The organism is Ruegeria sp. HKCCD6647-2 (assembly GCF_057221075.1).
In genome coordinates, this window is the sequence record NZ_JBWVBD010000002.1 from 456,088 (window position 1) to 480,978 (window position 24,891).

A 24,891-nucleotide genomic window follows, 5' to 3' on the forward strand; every position below is an offset into this window, starting at 1 on the left:
ATTATATTTACAGTCTTGAATACAATGTCGTGGAATTTCGATTCTGCCAAGCTGGGAGAAAATCCGGCAATGAAAAAAAGGGCGCCCCGAGGGACGCCCTTTCTGTCTGCTCATTCGCTTACGCGACTTACTCGATGATTTTCGACACGACGCCGGCGCCGACGGTGCGGCCGCCTTCGCGGATGGCGAAGCGCAGGCCGTCTTCCATCGCGATCGGGGCGATCAGCTCGACGGTGAAGCCGACGTTGTCGCCAGGCATGACCATCTCGGTGCCTTCGGCCAGGGTCACGGTACCGGTCACGTCAGTGGTCCGGAAGTAGAACTGCGGACGGTAGTTCGCGAAGAACGGAGTATGACGGCCGCCTTCTTCCTTGGTCAGGATATAGGCTTCGGCTTCGAACTTGGTGTGCGGGGTCACCGAACCCGGCTTACACAGAACCTGACCACGCTCAACGCCGTCACGGTCGATACCGCGCAGCAGGGCGCCGATGTTGTCGCCCGCTTCACCGCGATCCAGCAGCTTGCGGAACATTTCAACACCGGTACAGGTGGTTTTCTGAGTGTCGCGGATGCCGACGATTTCAATCTCGTCGCCAACGTTGATCACGCCACGCTCGACACGACCGGTCACAACGGTACCACGGCCCGAGATCGAGAACACGTCTTCAACCGGCATCAGGAACGGCTTGTCGACTTCACGCTCGGGGGTGTCGATGTAGTCATCAACGGCCGCCATCAGTTCCTTGATTTTCTCTTCGCCGATTTCCGGGTTGTTGCCTTCCATCGCGGCCAGAGCCGAACCTGCGATGATCGGAACATCGTCGCCGGGGTAGTCGTAGCTGGACAGCAGTTCGCGCACTTCCATCTCAACCAGTTCCAGCAACTCTTCGTCGTCAACCTGGTCAACCTTGTTCAGGAACACGACCATCTTCGGGATGCCAACCTGGCGGCCCAGCAGGATGTGCTCGCGGGTCTGCGGCATCGGGCCGTCAGCGGCGTTCACAACCAGGATCGCGCCGTCCATCTGAGCGGCACCGGTGATCATGTTCTTGACGTAGTCGGCGTGGCCGGGGCAGTCGACGTGCGCGTAGTGGCGGTTGTCGGTCTCGTATTCCACGTGGGCGGTCGAGATGGTGATGCCGCGCGCTTTCTCTTCCGGCGCACCGTCAATCTGGTCATACGCTTTGAAGTCACCAAAATACTTGGTGATTGCTGCGGTCAGCGTGGTCTTGCCGTGGTCAACGTGGCCAATCGTGCCGATGTTGACGTGCGGTTTTGTACGCTCAAACTTTTCCTTTGCCATGATGGCCTCCTTTTTCGGTAATGAAGGGAGCCCGTTACCCGAGCTCCCTCAAATCTTCGCTTATGCGTATTTCGCCTGGATCTCGTCCGAGATGTTCTGCGGAACCGGATCGTAGTGGTCGAACTGCATGGTGAACTGGGCACGGCCCGACGACATCGAACGCAGAGTGTTGATATAGCCGAACATGTTCGCCAGCGGAACGAACGCGTCGATCGCGATCGCGTTGCCGCGCGGTTCCTGACCAGACACCTGGCCCCGACGCGAGGTCAGGTCGCCGATGATACCGCCGGTGTATTCTTCCGGGGTGATCACTTCGACCTTCATGATCGGTTCCAGCAGTTTCGCGCCGGCTTTGCGCATGCCTTCACGCATACACATCCGCGATGCGATTTCGAACGCCAGAACGCTCGAGTCAACGTCGTGGAACTTACCGTCCAGCAGGGCAACCTTGAAGTCGATCACGGGGAAGCCAGCCAGCGGGCCGCTGTCCATAACCGACTGGATGCCTTTTTCGACACCCGGGATGTATTCCTTCGGAACGGCACCACCAACGATGCGGCTTTCGAACGAGTAACCTTCGCCCGGCTCGGTCGGGGTGATCTCCAGCTTGACTTCCGCGAACTGACCCGAACCACCCGACTGTTTCTTGTGGGTGTAGGTGTGTTCGACAGGCATCGAAATGGTTTCACGGTACGCCACCTGCGGTGCACCGATGTTCGCCTCAACCTTGAACTCGCGCTTCAGACGGTCCACCAGGATGTCCAGGTGAAGTTCGCCCATGCCCTTCATGATGGTCTGACCCGATTCCAGGTCGGTTTCCACACGGAAAGACGGGTCTTCAGCGGCCAGACGGGCCAGACCCTGGGACATCTTCTCTTGGTCGCCCTTGGTCTTGGGCTCAACCGCGATCTCGATCACCGGATCGGGGAAGGTCATGGTTTCCAGAACCACCGGATCCTTCGCATCACACAGGGTGTCACCGGTGGTGGTGTCTTTCAGACCCGCCAGCGCGATGATGTCGCCTGCAAACGCTTCTTCGATCTCTTCCCGGTTGTTCGAGTGCATCATCATCATACGACCGATGCGCTCTTTCTTACCTTTGGTCGAGTTCAGGATCGAGTCACCCTTGTTCATGGTGCCCGAGTAGATCCGGGTGAAGGTCAGCGAGCCAACGAAGGGGTCGTTCATGATTTTGAACGCCAGACCCGAGAAGGCCATGTTGTCGTCTGCACGACGGGCGATGTCACGAACTTCTTCCTCGTCGCCGGGCTTGAAGCCCATGTAATCAACAACGTCCAGCGGGCTGGGCAGATAGTCGATCACAGCGTTGAGCAGAGGCTGAACGCCCTTGTTCTTGAACGCCGAACCACCCAGAACCGGAACGAACGCGATTTCCAGAGTACCTTTGCGCAGCAGGGCGCGCAGGGTTGGAACGTCGGGCTCATTGCCTTCCAGGTATTCCATCATCGCGTCGTCGTCCATTTCGACGGCCGCTTCGATCATCTTGCCGCGCCATTCGTCAGCCATGTCTTTCAGGCTGTCGCGGATCGGAGCTTTGATCCAGCTTGCGCCCAGATCTTCGCCCTGCCACAGCCACTCTTCCATGGTGACCAGGTCGATCAGGCCTTCCAGCTCGGACTCGGCACCGATCGGAATACCAACCGGAACAGCGCGCGCGCCGGTGCGGTCTTCGATCATGTTGACGCAGTTGAAGAAGTCCGCGCCGATCTTGTCCATCTTGTTGACGAAAACCATACGCGGAACCTTGTAGCGGTCAGCCTGACGCCACACGGTTTCGGTCTGGGGCTCAACACCGGCGTTTGCGTCCAGAACGCAGACGGCACCGTCGAGAACCGCCAGCGAGCGTTCAACTTCGATGGTGAAGTCAACGTGGCCGGGGGTGTCGATGATGTTCAGGCGGTGCTTGGGGGTATCGGCGGTCTGACCGTCCTCGGTGCGTTCCCAGAAGGTGGTGGTCGCAGCCGAAGTGATGGTGATGCCGCGTTCCTGCTCCTGCTCCATCCAGTCCATGGTGGCTGCACCATCGTGCACCTCACCGATGTTGTGGGATTTACCAGTGTAATACAGGATACGCTCCGAGCAGGTGGTCTTACCTGCGTCGATGTGCGCCATGATACCGAAGTTACGGTACAGTTCGAGCGGATATTCGCGTGCCATTGGTCTAAGCCTCTCGGATTACCAACGATAATGGCTGAAGGCTTTGTTCGCCTCTGCCATCTTGTGGGTGTCTTCACGCTTCTTCACGGCGGTACCACGGGACTGTACAGCGTCCAGCAGCTCACCGGCGAGGCGTTCTTCCATGGTGTTTTCGTTGCGGCCACGCGCAGCAGTGATCAGCCAACGGATGGCCAGTGCTTCGCGGCGCTCGGGGCGCACTTCGACCGGAACCTGATAGGTTGCACCACCAACCCGGCGCGAGCGAACCTCGACCGACGGTTTGATGTTGTCGAGCGCTTCGTGGAACACTTCGACAGGAGCGCGCTTTACCTTGTTCTCAACGCGGTCAAATGCGTTGTAAACGATGCGCTCTGCGACCGACTTCTTGCCGTCGATCATCAGGTTGTTCATGAATTTGGTCAGTACCTTGTCGCCAAATTTGGCGTCAGGCAGGACTTCGCGTTTTTCGGCGGCGTGACGACGTGACATATCAGCCTCTCCTTCTTACTTGGGACGCTTCGCGCCGTATTTCGAACGACGCTGCTTACGGTCTTTGACGCCCTGAGTATCCAGAACACCGCGCAGGATGTGGTAGCGCACACCGGGAAGGTCTTTCACACGGCCGCCACGGATCAGAACAACCGAGTGCTCCTGCAGGTTGTGGCTTTCACCGGGGATGTACGAGATGACCTCGAACCCGTTGGTCAGGCGCACCTTGGCAACCTTACGCATAGCCGAGTTCGGCTTCTTCGGTGTGGTGGTGTACACGCGGGTGCAGACGCCGCGTTTCTGCGGGCACTGCTCCAGGTGCATGGACTTCGAGCGTTTTACTTTGGGCTGCCGCGGCTTGCGGATCAGCTGTTGAATAGTTGGCATTCCGGTTTCTTCCCCGTTTTGCAACACACATGACATGCACGCGCGTTGCGTGCGGTTAAATTCGCTGCACTCATGCGTCCACAAGCGCAAAATCCGCGAGCGTTCCCATTCCGAGGTGAACGTCGCGGTTGGTTATCAGAGGGCGCGAACTGCAAAATTGCCCGGGCCTTGACCAGTTCATTACTGAAATCGGTTATGGGGCGGCCCCCGGTACCGAGATGACGCGCGTAATAGGGGGAGTCGGCCCGAGTGTCAACAGCACAGCCCTTTTGACTGTCCGCGGGCCAGATTTCGCTTGTTTATCAAAGCGTGTCGCGCGCATCCAGTCCTCTGATCAGTTGCGGGCCGGGCGGTGTGAAAGCATAGTCTCATCGTGCAAAATCTATTGAGGTTGAATCATGCAAGTCATCGGCCTGTGCCGTTTTTCCTACCCCGCCAAAGGCGGGTTTCAGGTCGAACACGACACGATTGATGATCGGCGCGCCTATCTCTATGCCGCCGACCGCCTGAACGAGAGGTTTCATCTGTTCGAAACCCTGACTCTGCCCGGCCTGCGCGCGCAAACGGATACAGATTTCGACTTTGTCATTGTGATCGGAGATTGCCTGCCCAAAGAATCCATCGAAAGGCTGCATGATCTGACTGCAAACTTGAAGCAGGTCCGCATCTTTGCAGAGGCCCCGGATGAGCATCGCAAGGTCATGAAGTACATACTGAACGACGCACGCAAAAGCCCGACGAAACCCTGCATTCAATTTCGGCTTGACGATGACGATGCCGTCGCTGTGGATTTCGTCGAACGTCTGCGCGGTGCGGCCCAAGATTGCCCGGGGCTGCTCGGGGCCAATTACACCGTCGCCCTCGATTTCAATAGCGGCTATCTGGCGGAACCCGGCAAGGATGGCATTTGCGCGATGCACCTTTATCGCAGCCTCATTTCCGCCGGGTTGGGAATGTATGTCGGAGGCGATTGCGATCTGACGGTTATGAATTTCGCGCATCAGAAAATGGGCCGGTTCATGCCTGTCGTCAGTTACCCGGACGCGCCGATGTGGATACGCACTCTGAACGGGTTCAACGATTCACCGAATGCGCGCAAGGGAAAGTTGAAACTTGAGATATTGAACAAGGATCTTACGAAAGTTTTTGCCGAACGGTTTGCGGTGAACGCACCTGCCGTGCAGCAGTATTATTCCGACGCATGAACAGCGCGTTCGCGGAACAGTGTGAACAACCCTGCACCGACGACCAAAGCGGCACCAATCATCGTGACAGGATCCGGCCAGTCGCCAAAAACAGCCCATCCCAACCCCAGAGCCCACAACAGGCTGGAATATCGGAACGGCGCGACAAACCCGACCTCCCCTACCCGCATGACCATGACGCTGAACAGGTAACCCATCAGAACAAAGAATGCCGCCGAGGCCACGAGGCTTCCGGTCGCCGGAGAGACCGGCACCCAGCCCTGGAACACAGACGCAATAGCGGCTGTTACTGTGATCGTCAGCGACGTGGCCAGCGTGACAACCATCGAGGGGACATCAGCCGACATGCGTCGGGTGATCAGGTCCCGCACTGTGATGGACAGCACCGCAACCAACGCGAAGATCGCATAGAGGCTGAACCCTTCCGGACCGGGTCTGACTATCAGCAACATGCCTGCAAACCCCATCCCGATCGCTAAGATACGCCGCCAGCCGATGCTTTCACCAAAAAACAATGCCGCCCCCAACGTCACCGTCAGCGGTAGCGCCTGCAACACGGCTGTCACATTTGCCAGCGGCATATGCATGAGCGCAGTCAGGAAAAAGAACGTGGTGGACAGCTCGCTCAGGCAGCGCAAGGCCACCAGCCATTTGTCATGCCTTGAAAAATTCAGATGCAGCGTGCCCAGATGACGTGCCAACACATATACAAGGATCGTGGCCAGGACGCCGCGCATGGCAATCAGCTGAAACAGGGGCAAATCCCGCAACCCTAGCTTCACCAGCGTGTCATTGACGGTAAAGGCCGCCATGCTGCCCATCATCAGCAGTGCGCCTTTGACATTTGGCGTCATATCGGGGGAATTCCAAACTACGTTGCTCGGCTCATTGGCCGGATTTTGCGCCGGGTTGTCAATAATCATCGGCGCGCGAATACTCGGGCGCAAAAGCCATTCAAATGTTGAAACTATCCGGAAAACACGACCAGCCTGTGGTCCAGGCCGGTCAGGGCCTTGTCAATTCGCGGCTCAATCTCGGACCAATCGCCGCCAGCGAGGCCGGCACCAATCAGCGGATACCCGACACGTGCCGTGGGAAAACGACGCGCGATTTCTTCGAAGCACCCCGAGATCGCATCGTAATCGGCATTTCTGCCAGGTCCTTTCCAATCAAACTGGGTATAAGCGTTTACGACGACGAAACTGGCGCTACCTCGGGTGATGGTTGCCGACGAGATGGTACCGAGTTTCGACCGAACCCCGTAATCCGTCTGTATGTCGGCCTCAAACGCTTCGGGAAACTTGGAGGCAATGATCTTGGCTATTCCAGCGTCCATTGCATGGAAGCAGTTGCAGCCGTGCGCAATGACGTCGAACTCTCCGATCATCGCAAGCTGGATGAGATCGCCCTTGATCGTTTCCATCGAATTCCTCCGTGTCCGCTACAAATTCGTTCCATTCCGATGTCGGTGCCTCATCGCGCGTGCCAGCTCTCTTCCTGGCAAGCCAGCAGGTCCGGTAGGAAACCACCGGAACAGTTTCCACGGTGCACATCGCTCCTTGAAGCGCACGAACTGCCGAACCGCCCGTAGAGCGCTGAATTTCACGTGCAAAGCGGACAGCATTAGGCAATAAAAAAAGGCCCCGCGCAATCGCGGGGCCTTTTCATTATCTGTTTGGCAAATTTTACTCGCGGCTTTCCGGAGTTTCGACCAGTACGTCCAGCTCGTCTCCGACCATGTCGTCGTCGATCATCGGCGCGGCCAGAGCAGCGGCCGCTTCGGCCTCTTCCCGGCGGGCTTCGATGACCACGTTGTCACGCGACTGCGCGATGTGGCGAACGGCCTGGGTTGCACCACCGGTACCGGCGGGGATCAGACGACCAACGATGACGTTCTCTTTCAGGCCAACCAGCTTGTCTTTCTTGCCCTGAACCGAAGCTTCGGTCAGCACGCGAGTGGTTTCCTGGAACGACGCCGCCGAGATGAACGAACGCGTCTGCAGCGAGGCTTTGGTGATCCCCAAGAGGATCGGCTCGCCCTGAGCTGGACGACCACCGCGGGCGATGGTCTTCTCGTTGGCCGCGTCGAACTCCTGCTTGTCGACATGCTCGCCTTTCAGCAGGGTGGTGTCGCCTGAATCCAGGATCTCCCACTTCTGCAGCATCTGGCGCACAATGACTTCGATGTGCTTGTCGTTGATCTTCACGCCCTGCAGACGATAGACGTCCTGCACCTCGTCGATCATGTAATCCGCCAGCGCTTCGACACCCATGATGGACAGAATGTCGTGCGGAGCCGGGTTACCGTCCATCAGGTATTCACCCTTCTGGATGAAGTCCCCTTCGGCGACCGGGATGTGCTTGCCCTTGGGTACCATGTACTCGATGGTCTCCATGGACTCGTCAGCAGGTTCGATGCTGATGCGGCGCTTGTTCTTGTAGTCGCGGCCAAAGCGCACGTAACCATCGGCTTCTGCGATGATCGCGTGATCTTTCGGACGACGCGCTTCGAACAGTTCGGCCACACGCGGCAGACCACCGGTGATGTCCTTGGTCTTGGCGCCTTCACGCGGGATACGCGCGACAACGTCACCGGCTTCAACCTGCTGACCGTCTTCGACCGACAGGATCGCATCCACCGACATCGGATAGTGAACCGGATTGCCCGCATCGTTGCGGACCGGCTCGCCATCTTCACCGACCAGAATGATCTCAGGCTTGAGGTCGCTGCCTTTGGGGGCGGCGCGCCAGTCGATCACGATCTTCTGGGTCATACCGGTTGCTTCGTCGGTCTCGTCGCGGACAGCGAGGCCCGAAACCAGATCGACATATTTCGCAGTACCGGCTTTCTCGGCGATGATCGGCAGGGTGTACGGGTCCCACTCGAACAGCTTGTCGCCACGGGCCACTTTGGTGCCGTCCTTGACGAACAGCTTGGAACCGTAGCCCAGCTTGTGGTTGGCACGCTCTTCGCCGTGTTCGTCCTTGATCACCAGCTTCATGTTCCGGCCCATGACCAGGCTTTCGCCTGCGGCATTGACCAGAATCTGCGGGTTCTCGAAGGAAACAACACCTTCCTGGCTGGCTTCCTGGAACGACTGCTGACCACCTTGCGCAACACCACCAATGTGGAAGGTCCGCATGGTCAGCTGTGTACCGGGTTCACCGATCGACTGCGCGGCAATGATGCCGACAGCTTCACCCGTGTTCACCATCGTACCGCGTGCCAGGTCACGACCATAGCAGGTCGCACAGACGCCTTCCTCGGACTCACAGGTCAGAGGCGAGCGGATACGCATCGACTGAACACCGGCTTCGTCGATGGTGTCGGCCATACGTTCGTCGATCAGCTGACCGGCTGCGACGATCACCTCATCGGTGCCCGGACGCAGAACATCGTCAGCGGCCACACGGCCCAGCACACGTTCGGCCAACGAGGCGACAACCTCACCGTCGTTCACAGCCGCTTCGGCCGTGATCGCACGCTCGGTGCCACAGTCGATCTCACGCACGATACAATCTTGCGCCACGTCCACCAGACGACGGGTCAGGTAGCCCGAGTTCGCCGTCTTCAGAGCGGTATCCGACAGGCCCTTACGGGCACCGTGGGTCGAGTTGAAGTACTCGAGAACGGTCAGACCTTCCTTGAAGTTCGAGATGATCGGCGTCTCGATGATGTCGCCGTTCGGTTTGGCCATCAGGCCGCGCATACCGCCCAGCTGTTTCATCTGAGTGACCGAACCACGCGCACCCGAGTGGGCCATCATGTAGACCGAGTTCGGTTCCTTGTCGGCACCGTTTTCGTCCTTGGCCACATCCGAGATCGTGCTCATCATCGCCTCAGTCACGCGGTCGTTACATTTCGACCAGGCATCGACGACCTTGTTGTACTTTTCGCCCTGAGTGATCAGGCCGTCCATGTACTGCTGTTCAAAGTCCTTCACCTGATTGCGGGTATCATCAACGATGCCCCACTTGTCGCCCGGAATGACCATGTCGTCCTTACCGAACGAGATGCCCGCCTTGAACGCTTCCTTGAAGCCCATCGACATGATCTGGTCACAGAAGATGACCGACTCTTTCTGACCGCAGTAGCGGTAAACGGTGTCGATCACCTGCTGCACTTCTTTCTTCCGCAGCAGACGGTTGACCAGCTCGAACGGCGCTTTGTTGTTCATCGGCAGCAGAGCACCCAGGCGCAGACGGCCCGGAGTGGTTTCATACCGCTTCTGAACTTCGTTGCCTTCGTCGTCGATCTGCGTGATCCGCGCGGTGATTTTCGAGTGCAGATGCACCTCACCGGCGTCCAGCGCGTGCTGAACTTCTTCGATCGAACCAAAGACCTTGCCTTCGCCCGGCATGCCTTCGCGCTCCAGGGTCACATAGTAGAGACCCAGGATCATGTCCTGCGACGGAACGATGATCGGTGCGCCGTTTGCAGGCGACAGAACGTTGTTCGTCGACATCATCAGAACACGCGCTTCCAGCTGCGCCTCAAGGCTCAGCGGGACGTGAACGGCCATCTGGTCACCATCGAAGTCGGCGTTAAAGGCCGAACAGACCAGCGGGTGCAGCTGGATCGCTTTACCTTCGATCAGAACCGGTTCGAACGCCTGAATGCCAAGACGGTGCAGCGTCGGCGCACGGTTCAGCATGACAGGGTGTTCGCGGATCACCTCGTCGAGGATATCCCACACTTCGGGCCGCTCTTTCTCGACCAGTTTCTTAGCCTGTTTCACGGTCGAAGACAGACCCTTGGCTTCAAGACGCGAGTAGATGAACGGCTTGAACAACTCCAGCGCCATCTTCTTGGGCAGACCACACTGGTGCAGCTTGAGTTCCGGACCGGTCACGATGACCGAACGGCCCGAGAAGTCGACGCGCTTACCCAGAAGGTTCTGACGGAAGCGGCCCTGCTTACCTTTCAGCATGTCCGACAGCGATTTCAGCGGACGCTTGTTGGCGCCGGTGATCACGCGGCCACGACGGCCGTTGTCGAACAGAGCATCCACAGATTCCTGCAGCATCCGCTTTTCGTTGCGGACGATGATGTCAGGCGCGCGCAACTCGATCAGACGCTTCAGACGGTTGTTCCGGTTGATGACGCGGCGATACAGATCGTTCAGATCCGAAGTCGCGAAACGGCCACCATCCAGCGGAACCAGCGGACGCAGTTCCGGCGGAATGACCGGGATCACGGTCATCACCATCCACTCGGGGCGGTTGCCCGACTCGAGGAAGGATTCGACAACCTTCAGACGCTTGATGATTTTCTTGGGCTTCAGCTCGCCGGTTGCTTCGGCCAGATCAGCACGCAGCTGCTCGGCTTCGGCTTCCAGATCGATCTGGGCCAGCATCTCACGGATGGCTTCGGCACCGATATTCGCGGTGAACGCGTCCATGCCATAGGCATCCTGCGCATCCATGTACTCTTCTTCGGTCAGCATCTGGCCGTAGGTCAGGTCAGTCAGACCGGGCTCGATGACAACGTAGTTTTCAAAGTACAGAACGCGTTCCAGATCACGCAGCGTCATGTCCAGCATCAGACCGATGCGGGACGGCAGCGATTTCAGGAACCAGATATGTGCGACGGGCGCGGCCAGTTCGATGTGGCCCATACGCTCGCGGCGGACTTTCTGCAGGGTGACTTCCACGCCGCATTTCTCGCAGACAACGCCGCGATACTTCATCCGCTTATATTTGCCGCACAGACATTCGTAATCTTTGATCGGGCCAAAGATACGCGCGCAGAACAGACCGTCACGCTCGGGCTTGAACGTCCGGTAGTTGATGGTTTCGGGTTTCTTGATCTCGCCATAGGACCAAGACAGGATCCGCTCGGGCGACGCCAACGAGACCTTGATCTCGTCGAAAACCTTCGGCGGCGTCAGCGGGTTGAACGGGTTGTTGGTGATTTCCTGGTTCATTTGTTACCTCAAATCTTGCGGAAGGGGGGACGGGAGAAAGGGCAGCGCCCTTACTCCTCAACCTCCGCATCCAGGAGTTCCATATTCAGGCCGAGGCCACGGACTTCTTTAACCAGAACGTTGAACGATTCCGGTACGCCCGCTTCAAAGTTATCCTCGCCCTTGACGATCGACTCATAGACCTTGGTCCGGCCGGCAACGTCATCCGATTTCACGGTGAGCATTTCCTGCAGGGTGTAGGCGGCGCCGTAAGCTTCCAGAGCCCAGACCTCCATCTCACCAAAACGCTGACCACCGAACTGCGCCTTACCGCCCAGCGGCTGCTGGGTAACCAGGCTGTACGGCCCGGTCGAACGCGCGTGGATCTTGTCGTCCACAAGGTGGTGCAGTTTCAGCAGGTACTTGATGCCCACGGTCACCGGACGTGCGAACTGCTCACCGGTACGGCCGTCGAACAGGATCGACTGACCGCTTTCCGAGAAGCCCGCACGCACCAGCGCGTCGTTGACGTCGGCTTCCTTGGCACCGTCGAAGACCGGGGTGGCGATCGGAACACCGCGGGTCACGTTGCCCGCAGCCTCGATCAGGCCATCCTCGTCCAGACCGGTGATGCCTTCTTCGTAGACATTCTCGCCATAGGCCAGCTTCATCGCTTCGCGCACCGGGGTCAGATCGCCGGACCGGCGGTATTCACCCAGCGCGTCGTCGATGTTCAGACCCAGACCGCGCGCGGCCCAACCCATGTGGGTTTCAAGGATCTGTCCTACGTTCATACGCGAAGGCACACCCAGCGGGTTCAGACAGAAGTCGACCGGCGTACCATCGGCCAGGAACGGCATGTCTTCCATCGGAACAACCTTGGAAATCACACCCTTGTTCCCGTGACGACCGGCCATCTTGTCGCCCGGCTGCAGCTTGCGCTTCACGGCGATGAAGACTTTGACCATCTTCATCACACCCGGCGGCAGGTCGTCGCCACGGCGGACCTTCTCGACCTTGTCTTCGAAACGGGCGTCCAGAGCACGCTTTTGCACTTCGTACTGCTCGTTCAGAGCCTCAACGATCTGTGCATCCTGCTCGCCTTCCAGCGCCAACTGCCACCACTGACCGCGGGTCAGGGTTTCCAGCAGCTCCTCGGTGATCACCGACCCTGCCTTGACGCCTTTAGGGCCTTTGACAGCGGTTTTACCCAGGATCAGGCCTTGCAGACGCGCATAGATGTTGCGGTCCAGGATCGCCAGCTCGTCGTCCCGGTCACGGGCCAGACGTTCGACTTCCTCACGCTCGATCTGCAGCGCACGCTCGTCTTTCTCGACGCCGTGACGGTTGAAGACGCGGACCTCGACAACCGTACCGTAATCGCCCGGCTTCACGCGCAGCGAGGTGTCGCGCACGTCTGATGCTTTTTCACCAAAGATGGCGCGCAGCAGCTTTTCTTCCGGGGTCATCGGGCTTTCGCCCTTCGGAGTGATCTTGCCGACCAGAATATCGCCCGGCTCAACATCCGCACCGATGTAAACGATGCCCGCCTCGTCGAGGTTGCGCAGCGCTTCTTCACCGACGTTCGGAATGTCGCGGGTGATCTCTTCCGGACCCAGCTTGGTGTCACGGGCGGCGACTTCGAATTCCTCGATATGGACCGAGGTAAAGACGTCATCCCGCGCGATACGTTCCGAGATCAGGATCGAGTCTTCGTAGTTGTAACCGTTCCACGGCATGAACGCGACGACCACGTTCTTACCAAGGGCCAGTTCACCCATATCGGTCGACGGACCGTCGGCAATGACCTCGCCCTTCTGCACGGTGTCACCCACCTTGATCAGCGGACGCTGGTTGATGCAGGTGTTCTGGTTAGACCGCTGGAATTTGCGCAGACGATAGATGTCAACGCCAGCGTCGCCCAGTTCCAGATCTTCGGTGGCGCGGATAACGATACGCTGGGCATCGACCTGGTCGATGATTCCGGCACGTTTCGCCTGAATCGCAGCACCCGAGTCGATCGCAACCTTTTCCTCGATCCCGGTACCGACCAGCGGCGCTTCGGCGCGCAGCAACGGAACCGCCTGACGTTGCATGTTCGAGCCCATCAGAGCGCGGTTGGCGTCGTCATTTTCAAGGAACGGGATCAGCGATGCAGCAACCGAAACCAGCTGTTTCGGCGACACGTCGATCAGGTCCACATTCTCGCGCGGGGCGAGGGTGTAGTCACCGGCCTGACGGGTCGAAACCAGATCGTTGATGAACTTGCCATCAGCGTCCAGGGTCGCGTTCGCCTGCGCCACAGTATGGCGCATTTCCTCGGTCGCGGACATGTAGTGAACCTCATCGGTCACCTCGGCGTCTTTGACAACGCGGTACGGTGTTTCGATGAAGCCATACTTGTTCACGCGGGCAAAGGTGGCCAGCGAGTTGATCAGACCGATGTTCGGACCTTCCGGCGTTTCAATCGGGCACATCCGGCCATAGTGGGTCGGGTGCACGTCGCGAACCTCAAAGCCCGCACGCTCACGCGTCAGACCACCCGGGCCAAGCGCCGAGAGGCGGCGTTTGTGGGTGACTTCCGACAGCGGGTTGGTCTGGTCCATGAACTGCGACAGCTGCGACGAGCCGAAGAATTCACGAACCGCAGCCGCAGCCGGTTTCGCGTTGATCAGGTCTTGCGGCATGACGGTGTCGATCTCGACCGACGACATACGCTCTTTGATCGCGCGCTCCATACGCAGCAGGCCAACGCGGTACTGGTTTTCCATCAGTTCGCCGACCGAACGCACACGACGGTTGCCGAGGTGGTCGATATCGTCCACGTCGCCTTTGCCGTCGCGCAGTTCCACCAGCGCCTTGATGCAGGCCACGATGTCTTCGCGGCGCAGGGTGCGCATGGTGTCCGGCGCGTCCAGAGCCAGGCGCATGTTCATCTTCACCCGGCCAACGGCGGACAAGTCATAACGCTCGCTGTCGAAGAACAGCGTGTCGAACAGGGCCGACGCGGCCTCGACGGTGGGCGGCTCGCCCGGGCGCATGACGCGGTAGATGTCCATGAGCGCGCTTTCGCGGTTCATGTTCTTGTCCTGCGCCATGGTGTTGCGCATGTAGGGGCCGACATTGACGTTGTCGATGTCCAGAACCGGAATGTCGGTGATGCCCGCGTCGATCAGCTCTTTCGCGGTGCCGCCGATCAGATCGCCGTCCTTGTCGTATTCCAGCGTCAACTCATCACCGGCCTCAACATAGATCGCGCCGGTTTCTTCGTTGATGATGTCCTTGGCGACGTATTTGCCAACGATGTGATCGAACGGAACCAGCAGATCGGTAACGGTGCCCTCGTCGATCAGCTTCTTGACCGCGCGCGGAGTGACTTTCTTGCCCGCTTCGGCAATCACCTCACCGGATTTCGCGTCCACCAGATCATAGGTCGGGCGAGTACCGCGCACACGCTCGGGGAAGAACGGCGTGACCCAGCCCTTCTTCTTGTCCAGCTTGTAGGACACGGTGTTGTAATACGCGTCCATGATCGCTTCCTGATCCAGACCCAATGCATAGAGCAGGGTCGTCACAGGCAATTTGCGGCGACGGTCGATCCGGGCGAACACGATGTCCTTGGCGTCGAACTCAAAGTCCAGCCAGCTGCCGCGGTACGGGATGATGCGGCAGGCAAACAGCAGCTTGCCCGAGGAATGGGTCTTGCCCTTGTCGTGGTCAAAGAACACACCGGGCGAACGGTGCATCTGGCTGACGATCACGCGCTCAGTGCCGTTCACGATGAACGTTCCGTTCGGCGTCATCAGGGGCATGTCGCCCATGAACACGTCCTGTTCCTTGATGTCCTTGACCGACTTGGCGCCGGTGTCCTCATCGACATCGAACACGATCAGACGCAGGGTGACCTTCAGCGGTGCGCTGTAGGTCATGTCGCGCTGCATGCACTCTTCGACGTCGTATTTGGGTTTTTCCAGATCGTATTTCACGAACTCCAGAACGGAGGTTTCGTTGAAATCCTTGATCGGGAAAACCGACTGGAACACGCCCTTGATGCCTTCGCCGTCGGTGGGCTGCTCTGCATCGCCGGAGCGCAGGAAAAGATCATAAGAAGATTTCTGGACCTCAATAAGGTTCGGCATCTCCAGCACTTCGCGGATTTTGCCGTAATATTTACGAAGACGTTTCTGGCCAAGGAACGTTTGAGCCATGTCAGATGTCACCTTTCGATGTTCTCAGCGGGCAAAGACACCGTCGGGCCCCGGCGCCTTGCACATTCGAGACGACACGTCCGGATCAATTCATGGCCACCGTCCCGAGTGGCGACCTCCCGATCCGCGAACCGCGTCTTAGAAAACGCCCCCTTTGCATGAGGCCCTTTCTAAGACAGGTTCGGCTGGACCCGGATTTCTCCGGACCCAGCCAAAATTTTTGATGCATCAGAGATGCACCAGAAGACTGACTTAGGCCAGTTCGACCTCGGCGCCAGCTGCTTCCAGCTTGCCCTTGATCTCTTCGGCTTCTGCCTTGTCGACGCCTTCTTTGATCTTGCCGCCGGCTTCGACCAGTTCCTTGGCTTCTTTCAGGCCCAGGCCGGTGATGCCGCGAACTTCTTTGATGACGTTGATTTTCGAAGCGCCGGCGTTCTTCAGAACGACGTCGAATTCGGTTTTTTCTTCCTCAGCTGCACCGCCAGCATCGCCAGCTGCGCCTGCGACCATCACGGCGCCGCCAGCTGCGGGCTCGATGCCGTATTCGTCTTTGAGGATGGTTTTCAGTTCTTGTGCTTCCAGCAGGGTCAGACCAACGATCTCTTCTGCCAGTTTCTTCAGATCAGCCATTGTATCAGCTCTTTCCGTTTACAGTGTGTGTTCCAACGTCGGGGCATCATCACCCCACGCAGATCATTCAGTGCCAACCGCTTACGCAGCTTCCGCCTTCTCTTCGATGGTGGAAAGGATGCTTGCGATGTTGCTTGCAGGTGCGCCAATCGCGCCGGCGATGTTCGAAGCAGGTGCGCCAATGCAGCCCACGATCGAAGCAATAAGCTCCTCACGAGACGGCATTTTCGAAACGGCTTCAACGCCTTTGCGGTCCAGAGCGTTCTCGCCCATTGCACCGCCAAGGATTTCGAACTTCTGGTTCTCCTTGGCGAAGTCCTCGGCCACCTTGGCTGCTGCCACGGGGTCCTCGGAATAGGTCAGAACGGTCATCCCTGTCAGCAGGTCGGCCATGCTTTCACACGGCTTACCCTCAAGGGCGATTTTGGCGAGCCTGTTCTTGGCAACACGCACGGCACCACCCGCGTCACGAGCACGTGCGCGAAGGTCCTGCATCTCGGCAACTGTCAGACCGGCGTAGTGAGAAACCACCACGACGCCAGAGCTTTCGAAGATCTGGCCGAGTTCCTCGACCACTTTCTCTTTCTGGGCTCTATCCACAGTTCTCTCCAAGTTTGGGGTGATATCTCACCCCGGCTCATATTTGCCGCAGCTTACGCTCCAGCGTTCAGGTCCGTTGTTACGGGATTGGCCAAAACTCGCCCGAGGATCGTGACCCTCAGAATTCTTTGGTCTTACCCGTCTCAGGCAGGGAATTAAGGGGCCGTATGGACCCACCCACCGTCTTGGACGAAACGAAATAAAGCGCACGACGAATCGCACGCTTTATTCCGCAGGTCTTATTAGGGCAGATAGCTGGGGTTTCCAAGGGGTAAATTTGGTCAACTGGTCAGAATTCGGGCTTTGCAAAAGTGAGGAACTCAATCACCGCAGCAGTGTCCAGACGGCATCGTATCTCATATAGAAACGCCGCTCTTTCCGGACATCAAGCGGGAACACCTACAGCGTCAAAACACCGATCAGAGGAATGGCAATCAAACTCATCGCGAAGGTTGCGATCAAAAGCGCCGATGCCACGGCTGCGTCACACCCATATCTGGCCGCAATCACGACGGCCAAGGCCCCCGAAGGCATTGCCGCCTCAACAATCAAAATACTCCTCTGGAAGTCAGGCAAGCCGAGAACAATCGCAAACCCGCCCGCAACCACCGGCTCCAACACCAACTTGAGGAAGCAAACGAGCAAAAACAGGCCTGCCATACGCCCCATCCCAACCGGCCGAAGCATGAGCCCGATGGTAAATGCCACCAGGAAAGTCAGGGAATCCGCAGCAATTGCAAGAAACGCGTTCAGCAGTTGCGTCAACTTGACATCCTGCGGGACGCCTAACAGAGAGGCAAAGATCCCCAATAAAAAGGCGATAAAGATCGGCGATTTGATGAATGTTCGCAGGGCCGCGCCGACACGTGGGCCGTCTTTGGCGCTTTCACCGAAGTAACTGGCGATGGCGACACCGATGGTAAACAGGGGCAAAACCACCCCGACCTCGCCCATGATCACCAATTGGCTCATGACAGCGCTGTTGTCACCGTAGATGTTCTGAATAAGCGAGTATCCGAGTGTCGACGTACTTCCAACACCCGACACCAGTATCACCGAACCAAGGACGGGGCTTTCCAGCTTCATCCGGCTGCCGATCAACCAAGCCACACACATGACTATCGCAATTGCCGTAAACAGCACTGCGGCAAGTTTGAAATTTCCAAAGTCGAAAGGCTCGCGGCTTAAATTGGCAAATATCAGAGCGGGAAGCGCGAAATCCGTAACCAGCCGGGCAAAAACGCTTTGTTCATGCTCCTGGATAATGGCCCTGCGCTTGAACCAGACTGCCGCCCCAACCAACGCCAGCAAAACAATAAAGGAGTCCAAAAGACTTTCGAACTGCACCTTGCCACCGACTCCACTGATTACTCACAGAAACCAACACCTGCTTTTGCGAAGGGTTCGAGGATCATAGCAAAAAAACTCCCGCCACAACATCCTGCGCCTTTTGTGGCGGAAAACAAAAAATCCCGGGTGACGAAAACCACCCGGGATCAATTATTACGCGTTGTGTGCTAAGGCTTATTCGCCTGCGGCAGCAGCCACGTCCAGTGTCACGCCGGGGCCCATGGTCGAGCTTAGCGCGATTTTCTTCATGTAGGTGCCTTTGGCGCCCGACGGTTTGGCCTTGGCCACGGCCGAAACGAACGCACGGACGTTTTCGACCAGCTTGGCTTCGTCGAACGACGCTTTGCCGACGCCGGCGTGCACAACGCCACCTTTTTCAGCCTTGAACTGAACTTCACCACCTTTGGCAGCTTCCACGGCCGCTTTCACGTCCATGGTCACGGTGCCAACCTTGGGGTTCGGCATCAGGTTGCGGGGACCCAGAACCTTACCCAGACGACCAACAACCGGCATCATGTCCGGCGTAGCAATGCAGCGGTCGAATTCGATGGTGCCGCCCTGGATGGTTTCCATCAGGTCCTCTGCGCCGATGATGTCCGCGCCTGCTTCTTTCGCTTCGTCCGCCTTGGGGCCACGTGCGAACACAGCAACGCGCATCGCTTTGCCGGTGCCGTTCGGCAGGCCAACAACGCCGCGAACCATCTGGTCCGCGTGACGGGTGTCAACGCCCAGGTTCAGTGCGATTTCGATGGTCTCGTCGAATTTCGAGGTTGCGTTGGCTTTGACCAGGGCAACTGCTTCTTCGACCGACAGGTTTTCCTTGCCGGCGACAGCTTCGCGCGCAGCGCGGGTACGTTTACCGAGTTTTGCCATCTTACTTCACCTCGATGCCCATAGAGCGGGCCGAGCCCAGGATGATCTGCATTGCGCCTTCGACGTCGTTGGCGTTCAGATCTTTCATTTTGGCTTCGGCGATTTCACGAACCTGCTTCGAGGTCACGGTGGCCACGGTCTCACGACCGGGGTTCTCCGCACCGCGGGGACGGTTACGCTTGCCGACCGGCTTCAGACCAGCCGCTTTTTTCAGGTAGTAAGACGCGGGCGGCGTCTTGATGTCCATGGTGAAGGACTTGTCCTGATAATAGGTGATCACGGTCGGGCAAGGAGCGCCGGGCTCCATGTCTGCGGTCTTGGCGTTGAACGCCTTGCAGAATTCCATGATGTTGATGCCGCGCTGACCCAGCGCCGGACCAACTGGCGGCGACGGGTTCGCCTGACCTGCAGGAACCTGCAGTTTCATTGTACCAGCAAGCTTCTTGGCCATTTAGTTTTCCTTTCTCAACTCTCTCAGATCGCGACCCGAGAGATATGCGTGATGTGGTTCGATCCGGCACGCGCGCGCGCCTCGTCTCCCACAGGGATTGCCGCTTTCGGCGACAGAGCTGCGCCTTACTAGCCTGAACAGAGAATCGCAAGACGTTTTTGCACAAAGCCGATCCACACCCATACCCGGAACTTGATGTCGAAACACAAGACGGTCACAATTTCCATGGCGCGGATCAGACGTTTACGCCGCATCGCAATTCGAGGCTATCAACTTGCCCCTGTCACCGGAACCGAACCAGCAAAAAGCAAAGATTGATGCACTTATCGAATGGATGGTCGACGGAGCCCGTTCGGCGGGCAATGCCGTGGACATCATCGAAGGCATCTGCTCTCGCCTGCTGAATGCCGGTGTCGCCGTCGACCGGTTCGGGCTGTTCATCTGGACGATGCACCCCAACCTGACAGGACGCCGTTTCATCTGGAAAGCCGGTAAAGGTGTAGACAAGGTCGACGCGCCGTCGCAGCTGTTCACGACAGCGATTTATACCGATAACCCCCTGCCACACGTGATCGAGCGGCAAAAGCCCATCCGGCGCCATCTGGAAGACCCCAACTGCCCCGAGGACTACATCATAGTAGGTGAACTGCGCGAGCAAGGGTTCACGGATTACCTTGCACAACCCCTGATCTATCTCAATGACGACACCCATGTATGCACGTGGTCAAGCGCGACCCCCGGCGGTTTTTCAGACCGGGATCTGGCCATTCTGGAGAGGGTTCGCGGACCGCTCGCGCGGCTGACGGAAACCTACATGCTTCGGCTTGACGCAACATACCTTTTGTCGACCTACGTAGGCCGCAACAGCGGTTCCCAAATTCTGGACGGTAAGATTCATCGCGGCGATGGCGGCCAGATTGAAGCTGTTATCCTGTTTGCGGACCTGAAGGGGTTCACCCAGCTTTCGAACTCGGTATCCGGGGACGCGCTGGTCCGGCTGTTGAATGAAACCTTCGATTGCCTGGTTCCCGCAGTGATGGAGCACGGGGGCGAGATCCTCAAATTCATGGGGGATGGCTTTTTTGCGATCTTCCCGACCAGTGAAGCCCTGCCGCCGGAAGCACAGATCAAAGCGGCCATTTCTGCGGTGCGCGAGGGCCGGACGTCGCTGAGTACCGCCGAATTCGACAATAAGCTTGGCGTTCGAACGGCGATCCACCACGGTCGCTTTCACTACGGCAATATCGGTGGCGGAGACCGTTTAGATTTCACTGCAATCGGTCCGGACGTCAACTTGACGGCACGACTAGTCACAGCGGCAACCGAACTGGATTGCGACAACGTCATCTCCGAAGCGGCGGCATCAATTCTACCGGAACTGTGCGAACGGATTGGAACCGTGTCACTGAAAGGGTTTGGCGAGGATCAGACGGTCTGGCAAACCCGAAAGTCATAGAAAAAGGGGTGCCCAAAGGACACCCCGAATTACGTTTCTTCGGCTACCGTTCAGCTTTGTTTGGTGACCTGCGTAAAGTCCAGCTCGACCGGGGTTTCCCGACCGAAGATCGAGACCGAGACCTTCAGCTTCTGGTTTTCGTCGTCCACGCCTTCGACCATGCCGTCGAAATCCTCGAACGGGCCGTCGTTGACCTTGACCTTCTCGCCCACCTCGAAGGTGATCATCAGCTTGGGCGCTTCTTCACCTTCCTGAACGCGGTTGAGGATCTGGTTCACCTCGGCGTCGCGCATTGGCATCGGGCGGCCCTGCGGGCCCAGGAAACCAGTGACGCGGTTGATCGAGTTGATGAGGTGGTAGCCCTGGTCGGACATTTCCATATGCACCAGCACGTAACCCGGCATGAAGCGGCGTTCGGTGGTAACCTTCTTGCCCCGGCGCACTTCGATCACCTCTTCGGTGGGCACCAGAACCTCGTCGATGTCGTCCTCAAGGCCCTGTTCAGCCACCGACGTGCGGATCTGCTCTGCGATCTTCTTTTCGAAATTCGAAAGAACGCTGACCGAGTACCACCGTTTCGCCATGAACCTGTCGTCCTTGTTTACCGTCAGGGCGGCTGAGCGCCCTTCATTGAAATTCTATCGCGTGACCCGGAATAAAAAGCGGCGCGCAACCTGATTCGCCGCACGCCCATTCCGAATAGTCATGTCACCTACTCCGACATCGCACGCTGTGCAAGGGGGCAGTGGCGTTTACACCTGCCCAATCCGGGTTAGCTGAACGCGCCAAGGATCAGTTGCAAACCGCCACGAATACCCAGATCAACCAGTGCAAAGAACACCGCTGTCAAAGCCGCCATGATGAACACCATGACCGTGGTCAACAGCACCTCACGCCGGGTCGGCCAGACGACCTTTGCGACTTCGGCACGGACCTGCTGAATGAACTGGATCGGGTTTGTGGTGGCCATGAGGCTTCAATCTCTCTGCTAGCGGATGGGCCGGACATAGCCGGGCATTGCGGCAATTTCAAGGGCTCGTGAGGCTTAACTCAGGGCTTGGGCTTATCGTCCCACTCATCACTCAGGATGCGTCGCGCGTCACCTTCTGGGTCGTCATACTGGTTCGATCGGACCGTGTAGATAAACGCGACCAGGCCAACGCCGCCCAAAAGCAGGGAAATCGGTATCAGATAGGCCAGTACTTCCATATCAGCTACCTCAGGCGCAATGCATTCAGGGACACGGTTATCGACGACGTCGACATCGCCAGCGCCGCAATCAGCGGTGTGGCCAGCCCGGCCACGGCCAGCGGCACGGCAACTATATTATAAACGGTCGCGATGCGGAAGTTCTCGCGAATCCGTCTGGTCGCCTTGACGGCTGTGTCGCAGGCATCCGCGATTGGGGCCAGGTCGTTGCCCAGCAGAACGATATCCGACGCCACCCGCGCCGCATCCAGCGCCGAAGCCGGAGAGATCGATACATGCGCCGCCGCCAGAGCGGCCGTGTCATTCAGGCCGTCCCCGACCATCAGAACATGACGTCCCTGCTCGCTCAGTTCCTGAACGCGGGCCGCTTTGTCCTGCGGCAGCGCCTGCGCGATCCAGGTCTGAATACCCAGCTTGTCGGCCAAAGATTCGACCGCGCCCTGTGTGTCACCAGAAATCAGAATGACCTCTTTGCCAGATTTCCGGAACGTTTCCACAGCCTCGACGGCTCCGGCTCTCAAGGAGTCCGAGAAGGTAAACGCCACAGGCTGTTGCGTCCCGATTGCCAGCCAGGCCGAAGTTTGGTCGCTGTCTTCTGCGCCAACCCAGGCCGCCCGACCCAACCGGACGCGCTTATCGTGATACACAGCTTCGGTACCGTAACCCGGCACCTCGATGATGTTTCGGAGCGCAGCCGGTCTGATCCCCGCCGCGCGCGCCGCACGCGCAAGCGCAACTGACAGCGGATGGGCAGAGGCTTCGGCCAGTGCCAGTGCGACTTCAAGTTCAGCCCGGGAATGGTCGCCCAGATTAGTCAGTTCGGGCGTGCCTGATGTCAGGGTTCCGGTCTTGTCGAAAACAACGGTGTCCACCTCGGCCAGACGTTCCAGCGCGGTTGCGTGCTTGATCAGCATCCCGCTTCGGAACAACCGACCTGACGCCGCTGTTGTCACTGCAGGTACAGCCAGTCCCAATGCGCAGGGGCATGTGATGATCAAAACTGCCGCAGCGATGTTCAGCGCGGTTCGGATGTCGCCGGAATAGATATACCACCCCAGAAAACTGAGCGCTGCCAGAATGTGCACTCCGGGCGCATAGAGCTTGGCTGCCTTGTCGGCCAGCGAGGTATAGCGCGAACGACCGGATTCCGCGATTGCCACGAGGTCGGCCATTCGGTGCAGCGACGTATCTTCACCCACCGCAGTGGCGCGAATGGTAAGTGGACCGGTCAGATTTACCTCACCGGCACTGACAGACAGCCCTTCCTGCGCGAAAACGGGCAGCGTTTCGCCGGTCAAAAGGGATCTGTCCAGCTCGGATTGCCCCGAAACAATCTGACCATCGACGGGCATCCGGCCACCGGGACGAACAAGGATCAGGTCACCGACATTCAATGCGGAAACGGCTACCTCTTCTTCGACGCCATCCACAATCCGGATCGCGCGGGGCACCTCTAGCGCCGTCAGTTCTTCGGCTGCGGACCGGGCGACGGCCCGGGTTCGGTAATCAAGGTACCGTCCGGCCAGCAAAAAGAAGGTCAGCGTCAATGCGGCGTCGAAATACGCGTGTTCCCCACTCAACGCCGTTTCCCAAAGCGACGTGACCAGTGCCAACAGGATGGCCAAAACGATCGGCACATCCATGTTCAGGCGGCGCACACGCAGTGCGCTCCAGGCGTTGGAAAAGAACGGCTGCGCGGAAAACGCGACTGCGGGCAACGCGATGGCCGCCGAAATCCAGTGGAACATATCCCGCGTGGCGTCAGTGGCGCCTGACCAGACCGAAACCGACAGCAGCATCACATTCATCGAGGCAAACCCGGCCACTGCCAGCCGCATCAACAGGTCGCGCCCGGCCTTGTCGGATTGCGTTGCCGACAAGGCACCCGGATCCAGCTCGTGCGCCTCATAGCCTGCGCGTTCCAGCACGGGGATCAGGTCGGCGGCGCGGATATCGGGCGCGGCTTTGATCATCGCCCGCTTGAGCGTCAGGTTGACCCGCGCATCCTCGACACCCGGCTGGGCATTCAGCTCACGCTCGACCGTAGCGATACAGGCCGAGCAATGGATGCCCGGCAATGACAATGCGATCTGCACGTCCTCGGGCGTGGGGCGAGCGGGTTCTGCCGGTGCAGCGATGCATCCGGGGCAAGCCGCCGTGCCCGGAGATATCTGCACCGTCATTGCATCAGCCCCTTACATACAGCGGAACACGCTGCGCAAATTCTGCCCCATCACGATCCTTGGCAACCAGACGGATGTTCCAATTGCCTATGCCCAATGCAGCCGGAGTTGAATAGGCGGTACCGTCAAATGTGAAGTCCGGGGAAAAGTCGTCTTTGACGTGCGTTGCACGACCGACGACGGCTTGCAATTCTTCCACTTCAACCGGGGTGCCGGTCTGATCCGTGATGTGCAGGATCAGCAACCCACCCGAGACTTCGGCGCGGATCTCCCAACCCAAGGCCTGTTGCTCTTGCAGACGTTCATTGAACTCCTGGCTGGCAACGTAGGAGTTCTTGACCTCGAGCCCCGGGAAAGTCTTGACGGCACTGTAAGCCAGTACGAGATTCACGGCGATGATCACCCCGAAGGCAGCGACAAACACCGCCAGCGCATGTTTCCCCGTGAATTGACGTTCCGACAT

The 24,891-nt window shown here is 58.4% G+C and carries 20 protein-coding genes; 2 read left to right on the plus strand and 18 right to left on the minus strand.

The genetic code is table 11. The features are described 5' to 3' along the window. Positions 1–127: 127 nt before the first annotated feature. From tuf to rpsL, 4 genes are read right to left on the minus strand one after another with little or no spacing between them, the layout of a single operon-like run. Positions 128–1,303, minus strand: a complete 1,176-nt coding sequence (tuf, locus tag AC2TDJ_RS08260) for an elongation factor Tu (protein ID WP_480841073.1) — start codon at positions 1,301–1,303, stop codon at positions 128–130. 60 nt (positions 1,304–1,363) lie between these two features. Continuing rightward, entirely contained in the window at positions 1,364–3,481 is a 2,118-nt protein-coding gene (fusA, locus tag AC2TDJ_RS08265) for an elongation factor G (protein ID WP_480841075.1), read from the minus strand. An 18-nt stretch (positions 3,482–3,499) separates the two neighbouring features. Continuing rightward, complete coding sequence (gene rpsG / locus AC2TDJ_RS08270; protein WP_010441203.1) at positions 3,500–3,970, minus strand: 30S ribosomal protein S7; 471 nt, start codon at positions 3,968–3,970, stop codon at positions 3,500–3,502. 15 nt (positions 3,971–3,985) lie between these two features. Next, positions 3,986–4,357 (minus strand): 30S ribosomal protein S12, encoded by a 372-nt coding sequence (gene rpsL, locus AC2TDJ_RS08275; protein WP_005621086.1) that lies wholly within the window; start codon positions 4,355–4,357, stop codon positions 3,986–3,988. Between the two features lie 398 nt (positions 4,358–4,755). Here rpsL and AC2TDJ_RS08280 point away from each other — a divergent pair, with 398 nt between their 5' ends. Beyond that, a complete protein-coding gene (locus AC2TDJ_RS08280; protein ID WP_480841077.1) occupies positions 4,756–5,562 on the plus strand; it encodes a putative rhamnosyl transferase in 807 nt (268 codons plus the stop codon). Here the strand turns inward: AC2TDJ_RS08280 and AC2TDJ_RS08285 are convergent. From AC2TDJ_RS08285 to rplK, 9 genes are all read right to left on the minus strand, one after another. Next, a complete protein-coding gene (locus tag AC2TDJ_RS08285) occupies positions 5,547–6,416 on the minus strand; it encodes a DMT family transporter (protein ID WP_480841445.1) in 870 nt (289 codons plus the stop codon). The two genes, AC2TDJ_RS08280 and AC2TDJ_RS08285, sit on opposite strands and share 16 nt — an antisense overlap. A gap of 113 nt (positions 6,417–6,529) precedes the next feature. Next, positions 6,530–6,985: a macro domain-containing protein gene (locus tag AC2TDJ_RS08290; RefSeq protein WP_480841079.1), complete on the minus strand. Its 456-nt coding sequence runs from the start codon at positions 6,983–6,985 to the stop codon at positions 6,530–6,532. 262 nt (positions 6,986–7,247) lie between these two features. Then, complete coding sequence (gene rpoC, locus AC2TDJ_RS08295) at positions 7,248–11,489, minus strand: DNA-directed RNA polymerase subunit beta' (protein WP_480841081.1); 4,242 nt, start codon at positions 11,487–11,489, stop codon at positions 7,248–7,250. 50 nt (positions 11,490–11,539) lie between these two features. Next, a complete protein-coding gene (gene rpoB / locus AC2TDJ_RS08300) occupies positions 11,540–15,676 on the minus strand; it encodes a DNA-directed RNA polymerase subunit beta (protein WP_480841083.1) in 4,137 nt (1,378 codons plus the stop codon). Between the two features lie 252 nt (positions 15,677–15,928). Further along, positions 15,929–16,306 carry a 50S ribosomal protein L7/L12 gene (gene rplL, locus AC2TDJ_RS08305; protein ID WP_093964343.1) on the minus strand — a complete coding sequence of 126 codons (378 nt, stop codon included), beginning with the start codon at positions 16,304–16,306 and terminating at the stop codon, positions 15,929–15,931. Between the two features lie 81 nt (positions 16,307–16,387). Further along, positions 16,388–16,906 (minus strand): 50S ribosomal protein L10, encoded by a 519-nt coding sequence (rplJ, locus tag AC2TDJ_RS08310; RefSeq protein WP_480841085.1) that lies wholly within the window; start codon positions 16,904–16,906, stop codon positions 16,388–16,390. 399 nt (positions 16,907–17,305) lie between these two features. Beyond that, a complete protein-coding gene (locus AC2TDJ_RS08315) occupies positions 17,306–18,253 on the minus strand; it encodes an AEC family transporter (protein ID WP_480841087.1) in 948 nt (315 codons plus the stop codon). A 177-nt stretch (positions 18,254–18,430) separates the two neighbouring features. Continuing rightward, positions 18,431–19,129, minus strand: a complete 699-nt coding sequence (rplA, locus tag AC2TDJ_RS08320; protein ID WP_480841089.1) for a 50S ribosomal protein L1 — start codon at positions 19,127–19,129, stop codon at positions 18,431–18,433. Between the two features lies 1 nt (position 19,130). Then, a complete protein-coding gene (gene rplK, locus AC2TDJ_RS08325) occupies positions 19,131–19,580 on the minus strand; it encodes a 50S ribosomal protein L11 (RefSeq protein ID WP_010440985.1) in 450 nt (149 codons plus the stop codon). Between the two features lie 274 nt (positions 19,581–19,854). On the opposite strand from rplK, the gene AC2TDJ_RS08330 reads away from it, so the two are divergent. Further along, positions 19,855–21,036 (plus strand): adenylate/guanylate cyclase domain-containing protein, encoded by a 1,182-nt coding sequence (locus AC2TDJ_RS08330; RefSeq protein ID WP_480841091.1) that lies wholly within the window; start codon positions 19,855–19,857, stop codon positions 21,034–21,036. A gap of 50 nt (positions 21,037–21,086) precedes the next feature. On the opposite strand, the gene nusG is transcribed toward AC2TDJ_RS08330, so the two are convergent. The 5 genes from nusG to AC2TDJ_RS08355 form a co-directional block, all read right to left on the minus strand. After that, on the minus strand, positions 21,087–21,620 hold the full coding sequence (gene nusG / locus AC2TDJ_RS08335; RefSeq protein WP_039539910.1) for a transcription termination/antitermination protein NusG: 534 nt from the start codon (positions 21,618–21,620) through the stop codon (positions 21,087–21,089). Between the two features lie 188 nt (positions 21,621–21,808). Continuing rightward, the gene (gene secE, locus AC2TDJ_RS08340) at positions 21,809–22,006 is read right to left on the minus strand and encodes a preprotein translocase subunit SecE (RefSeq protein ID WP_480841093.1); all 198 of its coding nucleotides are present in this window, start codon (positions 22,004–22,006) and stop codon (positions 21,809–21,811) included. 80 nt (positions 22,007–22,086) lie between these two features. Next, the gene (gene ccoS, locus AC2TDJ_RS08345; RefSeq protein ID WP_170335604.1) at positions 22,087–22,245 is read right to left on the minus strand and encodes a cbb3-type cytochrome oxidase assembly protein CcoS; all 159 of its coding nucleotides are present in this window, start codon (positions 22,243–22,245) and stop codon (positions 22,087–22,089) included. Positions 22,246–22,250: 5 nt separating this feature from the next. Beyond that, entirely contained in the window at positions 22,251–24,428 is a 2,178-nt protein-coding gene (locus tag AC2TDJ_RS08350; protein ID WP_480841095.1) for a heavy metal translocating P-type ATPase, read from the minus strand. Positions 24,429–24,432: 4 nt separating this feature from the next. Further along, a complete protein-coding gene (locus tag AC2TDJ_RS08355; protein WP_480841097.1) occupies positions 24,433–24,891 on the minus strand; it encodes a FixH family protein in 459 nt (152 codons plus the stop codon).

Bases quoted from the DNA above. Each gene is read 5' to 3' on its own strand.
- AC2TDJ_RS08285 (WP_480841445.1), bottom strand. From the start codon at position 6,416: ATGACGCCAAATGTCAAAGGCGCACTGCTGATGATGGGCAGCATGGCG.
- AC2TDJ_RS08280 (WP_480841077.1), top strand. From the start codon at position 4,756: ATGCAAGTCATCGGCCTGTGCCGTTTTTCCTACCCCGCCAAAGGCGGG.
- rpoB (WP_480841083.1), bottom strand. From the start codon at position 15,676: ATGGCTCAAACGTTCCTTGGCCAGAAACGTCTTCGTAAATATTACGGC.
- rpsL (WP_005621086.1), bottom strand. From the start codon at position 4,357: ATGCCAACTATTCAACAGCTGATCCGCAAGCCGCGGCAGCCCAAAGTA.
- ccoS (WP_170335604.1), bottom strand. From the start codon at position 22,245: ATGGAAGTACTGGCCTATCTGATACCGATTTCCCTGCTTTTGGGCGGC.
- AC2TDJ_RS08350 (WP_480841095.1), bottom strand. From the start codon at position 24,428: ATGACGGTGCAGATATCTCCGGGCACGGCGGCTTGCCCCGGATGCATC.
- rplL (WP_093964343.1), bottom strand. From the start codon at position 16,306: ATGGCTGATCTGAAGAAACTGGCAGAAGAGATCGTTGGTCTGACCCTG.
- rplA (WP_480841089.1), bottom strand. From the start codon at position 19,129: ATGGCAAAACTCGGTAAACGTACCCGCGCTGCGCGCGAAGCTGTCGCC.
- rpsG (WP_010441203.1), bottom strand. From the start codon at position 3,970: ATGTCACGTCGTCACGCCGCCGAAAAACGCGAAGTCCTGCCTGACGCC.
- rpoC (WP_480841081.1), bottom strand. From the start codon at position 11,489: ATGAACCAGGAAATCACCAACAACCCGTTCAACCCGCTGACGCCGCCG.
- fusA (WP_480841075.1), bottom strand. From the start codon at position 3,481: ATGGCACGCGAATATCCGCTCGAACTGTACCGTAACTTCGGTATCATG.
- tuf (WP_480841073.1), bottom strand. From the start codon at position 1,303: ATGGCAAAGGAAAAGTTTGAGCGTACAAAACCGCACGTCAACATCGGC.
- secE (WP_480841093.1), bottom strand. From the start codon at position 22,006: ATGGCCACCACAAACCCGATCCAGTTCATTCAGCAGGTCCGTGCCGAA.
- AC2TDJ_RS08355 (WP_480841097.1), bottom strand. From the start codon at position 24,891: ATGTCGGAACGTCAATTCACGGGGAAACATGCGCTGGCGGTGTTTGTC.
- AC2TDJ_RS08290 (WP_480841079.1), bottom strand. From the start codon at position 6,985: ATGGAAACGATCAAGGGCGATCTCATCCAGCTTGCGATGATCGGAGAG.
- rplK (WP_010440985.1), bottom strand. From the start codon at position 19,580: ATGGCCAAGAAGCTTGCTGGTACAATGAAACTGCAGGTTCCTGCAGGT.
- nusG (WP_039539910.1), bottom strand. From the start codon at position 21,620: ATGGCGAAACGGTGGTACTCGGTCAGCGTTCTTTCGAATTTCGAAAAG.